This is a genomic window from Arthrobacter sp. SAFR-044 (genome assembly GCF_059414985.1).
The window spans coordinates 31,349-44,998 of the sequence record NZ_JBPFDN010000010.1 but is presented as its reverse complement, the minus strand read 5'-3'; the positions used below and the strand labels follow the sequence as shown (position 1 = coordinate 44,998).

At 62.5% G+C, this 13,650-nt stretch carries 11 protein-coding genes; 1 reads left to right on the top strand and 10 read right to left on the bottom strand.

Annotation, left to right across the window (positions count from 1 at the left end; all coding sequences use genetic code 11):
- Position 1: 1 nt before the first annotated feature.
- The 9 genes from ACR65J_RS15650 to ACR65J_RS15610 all read right to left on the bottom strand — a co-directional run bounded on the left by ACR65J_RS15650 (position 2) and on the right by ACR65J_RS15610 (position 11,213).
- Entirely contained in the window at positions 2-1,066 is a 1,065-nt protein-coding gene (locus tag ACR65J_RS15650) for an asparaginase (RefSeq protein ID WP_440170714.1), read from the bottom strand.
- A gap of 30 nt (positions 1,067-1,096) precedes the next feature.
- The gene (locus ACR65J_RS15645; protein WP_440170712.1) at positions 1,097-1,804 is read right to left on the bottom strand and encodes a FadR/GntR family transcriptional regulator; all 708 of its coding nucleotides are present in this window, start codon (positions 1,802-1,804) and stop codon (positions 1,097-1,099) included.
- A 42-nt stretch (positions 1,805-1,846) separates the two neighbouring features.
- Positions 1,847-2,497, bottom strand: coding sequence for a DedA family protein (locus ACR65J_RS15640; protein ID WP_440170710.1), 651 nt, complete (start codon positions 2,495-2,497; stop codon positions 1,847-1,849).
- 9 nt (positions 2,498-2,506) lie between these two features.
- Positions 2,507-3,265, bottom strand: coding sequence for a phosphatase PAP2 family protein (locus tag ACR65J_RS15635; RefSeq protein ID WP_440170708.1), 759 nt, complete (start codon positions 3,263-3,265; stop codon positions 2,507-2,509).
- An 87-nt stretch (positions 3,266-3,352) separates the two neighbouring features.
- Positions 3,353-6,763, bottom strand: a complete 3,411-nt coding sequence (locus ACR65J_RS15630; RefSeq protein ID WP_440170705.1) for a DEAD/DEAH box helicase family protein — start codon at positions 6,761-6,763, stop codon at positions 3,353-3,355.
- 260 nt (positions 6,764-7,023) lie between these two features.
- On the bottom strand, positions 7,024-7,617 hold the full coding sequence (locus ACR65J_RS15625) for an NYN domain-containing protein (protein WP_440170703.1): 594 nt from the start codon (positions 7,615-7,617) through the stop codon (positions 7,024-7,026).
- A 19-nt stretch (positions 7,618-7,636) separates the two neighbouring features.
- On the bottom strand, positions 7,637-8,575 hold the full coding sequence (locus ACR65J_RS15620; RefSeq protein WP_440170700.1) for a restriction endonuclease: 939 nt from the start codon (positions 8,573-8,575) through the stop codon (positions 7,637-7,639).
- Positions 8,575-9,720 carry a restriction endonuclease subunit S gene (locus ACR65J_RS15615; RefSeq protein WP_440170697.1) on the bottom strand — a complete coding sequence of 382 codons (1,146 nt, stop codon included), beginning with the start codon at positions 9,718-9,720 and terminating at the stop codon, positions 8,575-8,577. Before ACR65J_RS15615 ends, ACR65J_RS15620 begins: the two co-directional genes overlap by 1 nt.
- On the bottom strand, positions 9,717-11,213 hold the full coding sequence (locus tag ACR65J_RS15610) for a type I restriction-modification system subunit M (protein ID WP_440170695.1): 1,497 nt from the start codon (positions 11,211-11,213) through the stop codon (positions 9,717-9,719). Before ACR65J_RS15610 ends, ACR65J_RS15615 begins: the two co-directional genes overlap by 4 nt.
- A gap of 78 nt (positions 11,214-11,291) precedes the next feature.
- Here ACR65J_RS15610 and ACR65J_RS15605 point away from each other — a divergent pair, with 78 nt between their 5' ends.
- Entirely contained in the window at positions 11,292-12,527 is a 1,236-nt protein-coding gene (locus tag ACR65J_RS15605; RefSeq protein WP_440170693.1) for a hypothetical protein, read from the top strand.
- A gap of 394 nt (positions 12,528-12,921) precedes the next feature.
- Here the strand turns inward: ACR65J_RS15605 and ACR65J_RS15600 are convergent, their stop codons facing one another.
- Positions 12,922-13,641 (bottom strand): thermonuclease family protein, encoded by a 720-nt coding sequence (locus ACR65J_RS15600; RefSeq protein ID WP_440170690.1) that lies wholly within the window; start codon positions 13,639-13,641, stop codon positions 12,922-12,924.
- Between the last annotated feature and the right edge of the window lie 9 nt (positions 13,642-13,650).

Below are 13,650 nucleotides of genomic sequence, written 5' to 3'. Positions count from 1 at the left end.
CTTACAGGGCTTCGTTGACGGGTGCGGACAGGTGATTCAGAAAGTCGGTGGCCAGCAGCCGGCCCACCTCGTGGCCGCCGCCCAGCACCGGGGCCGTGGCGATGCCGGCGAGCGGCTCCGTGTCCACATCCAGCGCCTCCAGCAGGCGGACGGTGGCGGGCATCCGGGCGCGGTCGCCGCCGTCGGAAATCTTGACGGCAACGGCGCTGCCGTCGGGCAGGCCCACCAGCTGCACGCCCTCAAAGCCGTCCTTGGCCACGGCGCCGGGCAGCAGGCGCATCAGCTCGGTGACGTCGCGGCCCTCGCCGGCCACCATCTCCGGGTGCTGCTGCATGGCGAGCCCGACGGCGGCTTCCGGGCTGCCGCCGTCGAGCTTTCCTTCCCAGGAGGCCGCGGCCGCCTGGGCGATCCGGCCGAAAGCGCGGGCCATCCCGCGCAGCGTGAGGGCAAACAAAGGGGTACCGCAGCCGTCAGTGCTGACGGCGGCCGGCTCCTCTCCGGTCAGGCCGATAACCGTTTGCGCCACAAGCTGCTGGAGCGGGTGGGAGGGATCCAAGTAGCCCTGCACGGGCCAGCCGTTGATCTTGCAGGTGGCCACCATTGCAGCGTGCTTCCCGGAGCAGTTCTGCGTGATCTGCGTAGCGCTGCCGCCGGTGCGGAGCCAGTCTTCCCGCTCCGTGGTGCCGTAGGGCAGGTCCGTGCTGTTTTCCAGGTCGGTGGGGGCGAGCCCGTGCAGTTCGAGGATGCGCAGGGCGCCGTCCCGGTGGACGGCAGCACCCGAGTGGCTCGCGGCGGCCAGTGCCAGGAGGTCGGCGGGAAGTTCAAGGCCGGCGCGGACCATGGCCACTGCCTGGAGGGGTTTGAGTGCGGAGCGGGGGTAGAACGGTGCCAGGGGGTCCCCTGCCGTCGCCGCCACTGAGCCGTCAGCCGCGAGGGCAAGTGCGGAGCCGTAGTGGACACTCTCCACGAGGCCGTCGCGGATGGCGGCGACCAGCGGGGTGTGCTGCGGCAGGGACAGCCCGGCCGGGGCAGCGGTGTGGGCAGCAGAAAACACGGGGGATGGCATGGGGTCCTTGGGAGGGTTGGTTGGATCTTGCTAGCTGTTGAGGATGGAGTCGAGGGCCACGCCTACGGCTTCCAGATGGTGGGCCATGGCGGCGCGGGCTTTTTCCGCGGAGCCGGTCTCGATGGCGGCAAGGATTTGCTGGTGCTCGATGTCTGAAGCATGCTGGCGGTCTGCCACCATGTTCAGCGTCTCGGATTGATGCGCCAGCGCGTCCCGGATGTCAGCCACGACGCTTGCGAACACTTTGTTGCCGCTGGCACGGGCGATGGTGGCGTGGAAGGTGGAGTCCAGGGCTACCCAGGATTCGGGATCCGTTTCGGTGGCCATGGCACCCATGATGTGGCGGAGGGTGTCCAGTTCCTCCTCCGTTCGACGCTCTGCGGCCAGTCCGGCGGCGGGAATTTCGATGTGGGGACGGGCTTCGGTAAGGTCGCGGGCGGAGTACTGGCCGAGGGTCAGGTCATTGGCCACCTTGCTGGCAATGACAAACGTGCCCTTGCCCGTCCGGGTGACCGTCAGGCCCAAGGCGGTGCAGGAGCGCAGGGCTTCCCGGATCACCGAGCGGCTCACTCCGTACTGCTGCGAAAGGGTGGCCTCCGAGCTGAGTTTGCTCCCCACCGGAATGCTGCCCGACTCGATGTCCCCGCGGATGGCGTTGAACACCGCCTCGGCAGCGCTCAGCCGGGCAAGGGGACGGAATGCAGGCTGTCCTGCTGTCCGGCTGTCTGACAGGTTCACGCTTTAAATATGGCACTGGTCACAGTTGCTGTCAAACCCTTCCTAGGAATTCGGGGCCCTGTCCTGCCGCAGGTTGGCCGCGCGCCGCCGCTGCTGCCGCCGTCGTGAGCGGAGGTGCCAGGCGATGAGTGCGGCCACTGCCACTGCGGCAATCACGACGGCGAGGTCCCGGCCGACTGCCTGGGCCACGGTCTCGTAGGAGTTTCCTGCGAGGAAGCCCAGCAGGACGAAGCCGATGCCCCACACCACGCCGCCCGCTGCGTTGTAGGCGATGAAGCGGCCGTAGGGCATGCGGGACGTGCCGGCCAGGGCGGGCATGACGGCACGGAAGAAGGCGGTGAAGCGGCCCAGGAATACGGCGGACCCGCCTCTGCGCCGGAGGAAGTCCTGCGCGTTTTCCAGCCTGCCGGAGTGGCGGGCCAGCATCCGTGTCTTCATGAGCCGGTTGCCCAGGTGCTTGCCCACCTCGTAGCCCACGCTGTCGCTAATGATGGCGGCGCCCACCACCAGGGCCATCATGGTGCCCAGGTGCACTTCTCCCCGACTGGCAACCACTCCGCCCAGGACGGCGGCGGTTTCGCCGGGGATGACGAAGCCGACGAACAGTGCGTCCTCGGCGAAGACCAGGCAGAAGACGGCGATGTACGCCACGAGCGGGCTGACGTTCAGGAGTCCGTCAATGAAGCCCGTCATGGCAGCGGATCAGGCTTGGGGCGCCGGGACGGGGCCGAGCTTCGCCAGGAACGGTATGCGGGCCAGCAGCGCCAGGCCGAACCGGTTCCACAAACCGGTCAGGAACGCCGCGCCGGTGGCAGCCGTGAGGAACGACGCCGTGACATCGGTCGGATAGTGCACGCCAAGGTAGACGCGCGAGAGTGCGACGGCGACCGCCACCACAATCCCGAGGATGGCCGCGGGCCGCTGCCACCGGGTGCCCCGGGCCAGCAGGAAGACGGCGATGGCCAGCGCCGAGGCCAGTGCCACGTGTCCGCTCGGGAAGCTGTCCGTTCCCGGTTCGGGGATGAGGGGGTTGAACAGGGCGGTGGAGTCCGGCCGGTGCCTGGCCACCAGCACCTTGAACAGTTCGCTGCTCACCCAGCCCCCGGCCGCCACCAGGCCCGTTGCCACCGCGTTCACGGGGCTGCGCCGCACCAGCAGCAGGTACAAGCACAGGGCCGCGATCATCAGGACGCCGCCTGCCGGGCTGAACACCACGTTGATAAACATGGCCACCCCGGTCAGCGGAGCGGTGTGGTCATGGCTCAGCTCGGCATCCACGGACATGTCCGCCGACGTCAGTGCGGGAATGAAGCGCAGGGCCAGGCCCGCGGCCACGATCAGGACAGCCGCCGTGCACGGCACGGCGACCCAGTGCCGCAGCTGGGGGAGGGCCGCCATGCGTACGGCTGCAGCCTCCGATGGGGATGCCGCCTCGGGGGAATGGTTGGTGTGGGACGTCAAGGGTCAGCCTGGTTCTTTCGCCGGTCAGGGTACCTACGAGTATGCGCTCGCGTGGCTGGGAAATCCCTGACAGTTCGGACTTTTTGCCTAGCCGGCCTGAACCACTCGTGCCCGCCCTTCAATGTCCCTGAGAATGGTGAACAACTGGACAACCTTCTCGTCCCCGAAGAGGACATCCGGTCCGGAGGGTGCCAGTTCGTTGTAGGGGGAATCGAAGAGTGCGGACGGTGGCACCCTGCCGTTGTCCACAAGGTGGTTCGTCAGGACCTGCAGGAAGTCGAGCTGCTGTGATGTCAGGGTTGTCCCGGCTACGAAGTCTTGCAGGGCTTCCTGCACTGCGTCGCGGTCCAGGCCAACAAGGGACCGCACGTAGAGCCCGAGTCCGTCGGCGGCTGCACGGTTGAGATCCTCGGGGGAGCCCAGACCGCTCTCGAGGAGGATCCTCTCGAGCTCGGAGAGGTCCAAAGCGGTCAGCTGCCTGTTCCGGCGGAGGCGCTGGATGGAGGCATGCTCCTGATACTGGTGGAGGTACTGGCGGATCTTGTCGCGGTACCGATCCAGATCCACGTGCCCGTTGCTGGCACCCGTGAGCTCAATCTCTTCCAGCTCCCCCAGTTCATCCTGGAAGTTGGTGTACACAACGTTCCGGCGGCGCTTTTCGATAAGGTGCACCAATTCCCGCAGCTTGAGCCGGATCTCCTCCAGCCATTCCACCGATACCGAGTTCCACTCTTCGTCGTCCAGGACTCCTTCGATCAGCTGGAGTTGCGCAGCGATGGCCGGAACGTTTGGCTGGTCCTGCAGGGCAGCGGCCACTGCCTGGACCTTGGCCCGGAAGGGTCCCAGTGACTTGCCCTGGAGCGACGCGAGTTCGGTTTGCAGCATGAGGAAGTCGAACCGCTTGGCCTCCTCGGTATCAGGTAGGGCGCCAATAGACGCGAGCCTGGCGATGCGCGTTTCCAACGCCTCGAAGTCTTCGACATCCAATGCATCCCATGCCGCGGGCTCAGCGAACCTGTCCACCCATTTGCGTGCCGGCCTCACCAGGAAGTTGTCGCGGGGGAGCCGGTCAACCGTGTGCTGCAGGGACTTTCTTAGGTCCATCACGAAGGGGACCTTCGCGTCCCAGGTGAGGTCCGCCGTCGTCCGCAGAAGCTGTACTCGCGTGGTGAAGGTGCTTTCTGCGAGGGACTTTCCCACTGAACCCTCGTTGCCCGCCATGCCCGCATTGAAGAACTCCGCGTTGCGGCACAGGTCGAAGATGAAGAAGTCTTCCTTGTCTTCGCCCGGACCGTAGAGGTTGGGGCAAAGCCGGGTGCCGCGGCCCACCATCTGCCAGAACTTGGTCTTGGACCGGACCATTTTGAAGAAGACAAGGTTGACGGCCTCGGGAACGTCGATGCCGGTGTCCAGCATGTCCACGGAGATTGCGACATGCGGATTGTTATCGCGCTCCGAAAAGGCATCAATCAGGTTTTGGGCGTACTTGACCTGGTGGGTGATGACCCTGGCGAAGTGGCCTTTCAGGTGCGGGTAGTTCTTGTCGAAACGTTCTTCGATGAACTGGGCGTGAAGGTTGTTCTTGGCGAAGATGATGGTCTTGCCCAGCCGGTCCCCGCCGGCGACCTTGTGGCCATGCGTCATGAGGACCTCCAGCGCCTTGTCCACAGTGTCGGCGTTGAAGAGCCAGGAGTTCAGGGCGTTGGCGTCCACAGAGTCCGGGATTTCGCCTTCCTCATCCCATTCAAGTTCGTCCCAATGCTCCTTTTCAACTTCGGGAAGGTCGTCGTAGGAAATCCCCTCGTAGGGGAACTTCAGCGGGACCGGAACCACTCGCGGTGGAACGAGATACCCCGCATCAATGGCTTCGTTGAGCTCGTACGCGAACGTGGGGACGTTGTCTTCGATTCCGAAAAGGCTGTAGGTGTTGCGGTCCACTTCGGACTGGGGCGTGGCGGTGAGGCCGACCAGGAGTGAATCGAAGTAGCTAAAGATGGCGCGGTACTTCTGGTACACCGAGCGGTGCGCCTCATCCACCACAATGAGGTCATAGTGGCCAATGCCGAACCTGCGCTTTCCCAACTTTCCCTCGGTCTGGTTGATGAGGTTCATCATCGTGGGATACGTGGCCACATGGATTCGGCTGTCGCCATCTTCGCCGGCGCCAAGGATGACGGGTCCGGAGCCGGGGAGGTGGGTCTTGAACGCGTTGGCGGCTTGTTTTACCAGGGCAACCCTGTCCGCCAGGAACAGGACACGCTTGGCCCAGTTGGCCTCCTGCAGCAGCTTTGCAAGCGCGACGACGGTTCGCGTCTTGCCAGTGCCCGTCGCCATGACCACCAGGGCCTTGCGCTCGCAGTCCGTCTCGTAGGCCTCGGTGACCGCGCGGATGGCATTGTGCTGGTAGGGGCGTTCGACGATGGCGTCGTCGATCTGCTGCCTCGCCAAGGGCTTCCGCGTCTGCCGGCGGTTGATCAACAGCTGCAACTGGTCACGGGTATGGAATCCCTGGACCGGCCTCTCCGGGTACATTTCGTCATCCCAGATCCAGGTCTCATAGCCGGAGGTGTAGTAGATGACAGGCCTGCGGCCGTACCGGCGTTGCAAGCAGTCAGCGTACAGCTTGGCCTGCTGCTTGCCGATGTGCGGGTCCACGGTGGTCCGCTTTGCCTCCACCACCGCGAGCGGGAGGCCGTCGGCTCCCCACAGGACGTAGTCAACGTAGCCGGTGCCGGTCAGGGTTCCGCTGGACGTGGGCATGGTGTCGACCCTGAACTCGCGGTCTTCGATGTTGTCCAGCGGCCAGCCGGCCTCGTGCAGGTCCAGATCAATCAGGTGGCTGCGCGTCAGCGCTTCGTCGTAGTCGTGGCGGTCCGGGATGGCCTGGTTCTGCTTCTTGGCCTCGGCTACCTCGGCCTGGAGCTGAGCCAGCTGCGCAGCAAGGCTTTCGGACTCGGCTGCGGCCTTGGCCAGCGCGTCGTCACGTGCCTTCAGCTGCGCTTCCAGCTCCTGCAGTTGCTCCGGCGACTGCTGCGGGAGGACTGCAGCCTTCGGCGGCGGAGCGAGATGTGCGGCGTCGAACGCCAGCGACGGCGGCAGCTGGCTGCCGTTCTTCGCATAGTTCCTCGCAAGCCAGTAGCAGGCATGGTGCAGTTCCCGCAGCACAAGTTCGGCACCCTGCGGCGTCGGAGAGACGGCATTGTGGACGGCGTTGTTCCCGGCTTTGCGGATGATGGTGAGCTTGTTGCCGATTGTGCTGCCGACGAGATTCTTGAACGCGGGCTCGCTGAGTAGGGCGTTGAGGTCCTCTTTGTAGGGGAGGCTGAGCGTGGGCTCCACCTTGTACAGCCACTCGACAATCCGTTCGATGGTGTACCGGGCGTAGAAGACAGAGGCGCGAGGATCAATCCGGGCAAACTGTTCGGAACGGCGGGCTTGCTGTGCCAGCTCCGGCCAGTCCTCCAACAGGAAGCCAAAGTTGCTGTTCACTGCCCCCATGCAGTTTGTCTCCGATCATGCGCCCCAAGTTCTTCTGGGACCAGTCAACCATGTGATGCTGTGGAACAAACTGTTGCCGGGAAGTTTGGCGCAGTCTCGTTTGATGCCGTTTGATTGCGTTTCTGTACTGGGGGAGCTGATCTGGCTATAGTGGAAACACACCCCAGATGCTTCGGCTACTGGTTAGAAGGCTCCGAGTAATCGGGGCCTTCGGAATTTAAGCTGACCATTTCGCAGGGCGGTGAATAATGCCGTGGTCGTCATGTAGTTTGTCCGGCAGTTGGCTCGCAGCCCAATGAGTCGAGCGTGACCTGCCGGTGAAGGCTCGGGTTTGTCTGCTTCAGCTCATTACTTGCGCGCTTTGGTTCCATCGGAGACAACAGACCGGTCTGCTTCCCTAGATCGAAGCGCACCATTCGCAACGGCGTCACCAGATCGGAATCGTTCGTGCAGATGACGTAGGTGTCTGCGTCATCGTTGAATCCGTCCAGGAGCAGGTGGCTCGCAAGGGATACATCTGAGCCCTTTTCTTCGGTCTTTTTAACTTTGACGGTCTGGGGCGTGCCGTCCGGATTGTAGGCAGTGGGGTGCACCGGCATGATGCGCGGATCCACCCTGTACTTGCCAAGAGGGACACTGGTGCGTGACAACGTCTCCAAGGCACGGACATGGGCCTGCTGGCGTTGCCGCGTCTGCGGGTCCGATCCGGGGATTGGTTTGACGATTGCCGTGAAATAGCGGACCCGGCTGAGGTCGAATTCCGGGAGCAGGAACTCCGCCATGGCCTCTAGATTTAGCCACTTGTCCTGAGGATGTCCTTGCAGGAGCCGGCGGTAGAGATTGGATCCGTCCACGTACACATTTGCCGTGGGCCTACTCAAAGAAGTCCTCGTCCAGTTCCACCACGTCGTAGCTCTGCTTCACCTGCACGCCCACGCGGTACTTGATCATCAGGCCGACCAGTCGCGCGGAGTCGATCAGGATGATCCGCGACGGGACGTTCTCGGCGTATTGCCGGGCCCCGGACGTGAAGCCGCTGGTGGTGATGAAGACACCACGGGACGCCCCGACGCCGTGCAGGGCGCCCACGAAAGCCTGGATGGTCTCGCGGCCCACCGTGTTGCCGTCGGCGTAACGTTTGGCCTGGACGTAAATCCGGTCGAGCCCGAGGGCGTCCTGGTCAATGACCCCGTCCACGCCGCCATCTCCGGTTCCACCGATGCGGCGGCCCCGTTGCTCAGCGCCGCCGTAGCCCATCTTCAAGAGGAGCTTGACCACGGCTTCTTCGAAGAAGTCCGGGTGCCCCTCACGGAGTCGAGCGAGCAGTGAAACTCCCACTTCTGCATGGATACGATTGATGCCGTCCTCGATTTGCTCGACGGGCTCCAGTTCCTCCGACGCGACTGCTTCTGTTGCGACTGCATGCGAAGATTCTGTTGGTTTTTCGGACTTAGGCCAGTACTTGGCGAAGATTTCGTGGGCCTGGCTGTAGTTGATGCCGTCCGGGTTCGCTTTGAGCCATCGGCGCCCTTCGTCCGTGATGCAATAGTGCCCCTTCGTCGGGCGGTCGATCCAGTTGGCCCGGGTGACGTGACTCAGGACCCAGCCCATCCGCTGCTCGTATCGAAGGCCGCCCGAGTTCAGTGTCTCCAGACGTGCCGACTCTGAGAGGTCCGCTTTGTCTGCGGCCTGATGAAACAGGTCCTTGCGGTGCAGCGTCCGGCCGTCCTCAAGCGCCTCCAGGACAGGAACGATCAGTGCCGGCCAAATCGGTACCTCGGTTGCCAGCGACTCAGTTGCTGTTTCGGACATTAGAGTTCCCCCTTGAACGCGCGGTGTTGAAGCGACGCAAACAGTGCGTCCAACTCAGCCAGGTGCTTGCGATGGGATTCCCTTAGACGTTCAACGGCGGCCGCGCGGGCCGCAAAGGTCTGTTGGAGTTTCGTCGGGGGCAGCGGGAGTTGAACCCCGGATAAGCCGCTTTGATTGATCTTGTAAGTTCCATTTGTTGTTTTCGCAGCAGCTTCGAGTTGGGCTCGGACCGCTGGAGTCCCCCAAGACGCTTCAAGAAACGTCGGGTCTATCACATCAGTATTCGGTTCCACCGCGATCACGGTATCGGGGAACCCGACGTCCGCGATGTCCGCTCGAGGGAAATAGCCTTTGCCAACCAGCGAACGATTGCCGTTCCCTCGGCAAATCAGAAGGAGATTGCTGGAAACGCGATTGCTGTCTGGGATCGGCTTATCAAAGGTGGAGGTCTTTACTGCCGTAGGGTCGAACGAAGATCCGGTGACTGCGCTGAGTGTGAGAACTCTTTGTTGAATGGATCCGCGAGTCGATGGTGATACGCCATTTCTGAACCTCTGGCCGCAGATCTCGCCGAGTGTTGTAGTTGCGGCGAATTCGATAAACATTGCATGGAAAATTGACTGGGTGAGGGAGTCGAGGTGTGCAAGGGCTTCGCTGCGTTTGGTGCGAAGTTCGTCTGCCTTGTCCAGGATCGCGGCAATCCGCCGCTGCTCGTCGAGGGGTGGCAGGGGAACTCTCAGCTCGGCCAGCCGCGCGAATGGAATTGACCGACGACGCTCAGCAGAGCCCTTGCCAAGTGATGGGTAAGCGGCCATAGCACGGGGACTTTTTAGAAAACGTATTAGGTAGTCGTTACTAACTGCGCTCTCGTTAACCTCGAAGGAGGTATACATCGGACTCACGAGGCTGTCTTCGGGGGCGATGCCAATACTGCCCTCATCGAGGTGGATGGTCGCGTAGGCGAGCTGTCCCTCGCGCACCACCTTGTAGTTCGAGAGGTCCCGGCTGAACACCTGCTTCCGGAAGTATTCATCACTTCGAACGAACCCGTCGTGCTTTGTAACCGAAAAAACCGGAAGTCCGGTCTGCGTTCCCGCTCGTTCAGATGTGACACGTGAGATATCGCCGAGTGGAACAAGGTTCACTTGAGCAGCTCCCGCAGCTCTGCGAGACCCTCAACAATCTCGGCTTCGAGTCCGTCCAGTGCCGCCATGATCTCCTCAGGCTCGGCGTGCTCGACGTCTTCGTGCACGATCTCCTTGTACCGGTTGAGCGACAGGTCATAGTCGTATGCCGCGATCTCGGAAAGCGGCACACAGAATGACTGGTCGGTGCGCACCCGCCCAAGTTCCGTCGTCGTACGTTCATTCCAGCGGCGCAGGACGTCGGGAAGGTCGGAGGAACCAAGGGGTGTGCGCTTGTCGTCGAGGCTGAAGCCATCGGACTTCACGTCGTAGAACCAGACGTTGTCTGTGCCGCCGGAGTTGGTCTTGGTGAAGAACAGGATGGCGGTGGACACTCCGGCGTACGGTTTGAAGACACCGGAAGGAAGCTTCACCACGGCGTCGAGCTTGTGGCCCTCAACGAGCGTTTTCCGAAGTGACTTGTGGGCGCCTGTAGAACCGAACAACACCCCGTCGGGGACAACAACGGCCGCGCGGCCCCCGGGCTTGAGCAGTTTGATGAAGAGCGCCAGGAACAGGAGTTCGGTCTTCTTCGTCTTGACGACCTTCAAAAGGTCCTTGGCCACATTGTCGTAGTCGAGGCTCCCGGCGAACGGTGGGTTGGCCAGGATGACGTGGTACTTCTCCTCCTCAAGGCTGTGCAGGTCGGCGAGGGAGTCCCGGTAGGAGACGTCCGGGTTTTCGACGCCGTGCAGCAGCATGTTCATGGAGCCGATGCGGAGCATGGTGTTGTCGAAGTCGAAGCCGTGGAACTGCTGGTGGTGGAAGAACTTGCTGCTCTCGTCATTGGTGAGCAGGTTTGGGTTGTTCTTCCGCAGGAATTCGCCGGCCTGGACCAGGAACCCGCAGGTTCCGGAGGCGGGATCGCAGATGGCCTCCAACGGTTTGGGGGCGGTCATGGCCACCATCAGATCGATGATGTGCCGGGGCGTCCGGAACTGCCCGTTCGTGCCGGCGGACGCCAGCTTCGACAGCATGTACTCGTACAGGTCGCCCTTCGTGTCCCGGCCGTCCATGTTGATGCCGTCGATGACGTCGACGACCTGCTTCAGGACGCCGGCATTGGGGATCTTGAACTGCGCGTCCTTCATGTGGTGGCTGTAGGTGGAGTCTTCACCGTTGGACAGTTTGGGCAGTTCGTTGCGCAGGAAAGGGAAGATGTGCTGTGAGAAGACCTCGAACATCTCTGACTGGGAAAAGTCCTTGAACTTGGACCAGCGGAGGTCCGAGTAGGGGCGGCCCTGCGGGTCCAGCCCGTCAGGGAACACCGCGTTCTGCAGGGGCTGGCCCAGCAGGTTGGCGCGCTTCTCCTCGCGCGTGTGGTTCTCGTCGAGGCGCTTAAGGAACAGCAGGTACGTGGTCTGCTCGATGACTTCCAGCGGGTTGGAGATGCCGCCGCTCCAGAACGTATTCCAGACCTTGTCTACTTGGGACTTAATTTCACCTGTGATCACCCATGCGAGTTTAGTGGCCTGGGGCGACAGCGGTGGGCCACCAGCCAGTCGCCTGTCGTTTGTGTGAAGATTTGCCCTATGGACGATGCAGAACCGAACCTTGCCCTCTACGTGGAGGGTGAGTCAGCCCTTGTTGCCGGGACGCCCGAAGCCATTACTGAGCTGTTCCGGAAGCTGGATGTCCAGCCAGAGGCGACTTCGAAGTTGGGAAGCGCCGTTGCGGACGTGCTTGCCCTGGCTGCTGGCATAGCAGGGGCAGTCCCAGGTGCAGGCATCAGTGGAAACTCATTCCAGATGACACCAGAGTCCTATGCCCGCTACCTGGAATTGGTGGGTTCAACCAAGGAAAAGGCCGGCATAATCAGCGGTCTTTTGCGGCAGCCTGACGGCACCATCGACACCGTGGTTGAGCTGGTGAGTTCTACCCCCGCCAATCCTGCTGCAGTGGTGAACCCTTATGTCCTGGCAGCAACTCTTGCCATCCGGACGGCAATCCACAGTCTGGAGGTGCAGCTCGAATCGATCGACGCCAAGTTGGATACCGTCCTCCGGGATGCTCGCAATGAAGCTCTCGGCAACATCCAGGGGACGAGCCACATCCTGGACAAGGCTTTTGGCTACTTTGAAGACACAGGCACGCTGAGCGATACACTCTGGGATCAAGTGGCTGGCCAGGCAGCGGTGCTCGCCCAGATGCAGGCGGTGGCGCTGAACCATATTGATGGGATGAGGGAAGGGCTTGAGGCCAGAGGATTTGGGAAACGACTGAATGCAGCGCAGCTCGCTGCATCTGGAGAACTTCAACACTGGCTCATCATTACAGCAGTTGCACTTACCAACATGGTCCGCATGGATTCGCTCGAGATTGTGCGCGGAGCGGCCGAAGGAAACGCAGGCCTCCACGCTGCGCATGTTGAGCGGTCTCGGATGCGCAGGCGCGATGCCACAAAGGCTAAGCTGCAGCGACTTGCTGAAGCGGCCGCTGCGGCTGCTAAAGCAGACATGATGGCCCGCGTTATGAATCCACTTGAGATGCCCAAGCTGTACGACTCGGTCGCAGAAATCAACAGACTCCTCAAAGCCTTCTCTGATGCCTATGACATGCCCTGGAACGTTGAGTTTCAGCGGAAGGAATGGCACGAGTCGGTCATGGAGCTGGGGCAAGCGGCTGGCACCACTGTGGCGGGCGCAGTGAGCGCTGTGGCTGGGGGAGTGGCGGCAGCACCTAGAGCGATCGCGGGAGGGGTGGAGGACGGAATCCTGCACGTGGCCCGGAGCATTGAGGAGCGCCGAAAGGTCGAGGCGGACGACTGACCGGGTGAATCTAGATCAGCACGGCCGCCAGGTTTTGCCGCCCGGGGCGTAGCAGCGCGGCCCGGTGTACTTGGTGGAGGGTGCAGGAGGAACGTACGGTTGCGGGGCTGGCGCGACGTAGGGTGCTGGGTTCGGTGCCGGTACGGGGAGATTGCGTAAGCGCTCAGCCTCAGCTGCCGCTTTTCGGGCTGCTTCATCTGCTGCAGCCGCGGCCGCCGCAGCCTCGTCTGCCGCTTTCTTTTCAGCGGCAGCCGGCTCCTCTGCTGCTTTGCGTTCGGAGGCGGCCCGGGCTTCAGCCGCAATGCGATCCTCCTCGGCCTTCTTCTCTGCCGCGGCCAGGGTGGCTTTCAGGGCCTTCGTATCTTCCGCCTTCGTTTCTGCGGCGGTAATTTTCTTATCCAGATTTGATACGTGCTTGGCCAACACGGCAGTTGAGCCCTGCCCACAAAAGGGCGCGCTCCGTTGCTTTGTCGGCGTTGAGGAGCTTCCGGAGTGCCTTTGCAGCAGCCACCTTAGTTGCCAGTACGCCGGCCGCCGCACCTGCTGCGGCGGATGTGGTTGCCGGGGCAGCCGCGGTGGCGGTTGCCAGTCCCTTGGTTGTCTCGGCCAACTGGGCCGGGAGCGTGCAACCAACGCCTTCAGAGAAAAGCCCGCTCTTGGCAGCCCTTGCCTCTTCGTAGGCTGCCTGCACGGGCGGCAGGAATTTCCGGTTGCCGCCGTACTCGACTGGAATTCCAAGTCCCTGCTGCGCAATTTTGGCATTGACCAGGAAGCCGTCGGCTGTGAAGACTCCCGCGAGAGTCCTGCCGTACTTGTCGTGGCGCTCGGCATCGAACTCGAGCCTGACTTGGGCCTCCTTCGGCAGAAGGCCCTCCAGGTACTTCGAGGCCTCCGGCCCGAGGCACTCGACCGGTTGGTTTGGGTCCTTGGTCTCAGGAGTGTCAATGTTCAACAGTCGGATGGTGTGGTCACCATTGTTGATGGAAACCACCAGAGTGTCCCCATCAACCACGCGGACAACTGTGCCGGTACCAGCGTTGGCAGCTGCACCCGCAGCGAATGATCCTGCGACCAGGCCGGTGGCCGCCAGTGACGCAATGATGAGTTTCTTCATGCCAAGTTC

What these genes read in the sequence shown, in the direction of transcription:
- ACR65J_RS15640 (WP_440170710.1), bottom strand. Translation starts at nt 2,497, where the DNA reads ATGACGGGCTTCATTGACGGACTCCTGAACGTCAGCCCGCTCGTGGCG.
- ACR65J_RS15650 (WP_440170714.1), bottom strand. Translation starts at nt 1,066, where the DNA reads ATGCCATCCCCCGTGTTTTCTGCTGCCCACACCGCTGCCCCGGCCGGG.
- ACR65J_RS15630 (WP_440170705.1), bottom strand. Translation starts at nt 6,763, where the DNA reads ATGGGGGCAGTGAACAGCAACTTTGGCTTCCTGTTGGAGGACTGGCCG.
- ACR65J_RS15605 (WP_440170693.1), top strand. Translation starts at nt 11,292, where the DNA reads ATGGACGATGCAGAACCGAACCTTGCCCTCTACGTGGAGGGTGAGTCA.
- ACR65J_RS15600 (WP_440170690.1), bottom strand. Translation starts at nt 13,641, where the DNA reads ATGAAGAAACTCATCATTGCGTCACTGGCGGCCACCGGCCTGGTCGCA.
- ACR65J_RS15620 (WP_440170700.1), bottom strand. Translation starts at nt 8,575, where the DNA reads ATGTCCGAAACAGCAACTGAGTCGCTGGCAACCGAGGTACCGATTTGG.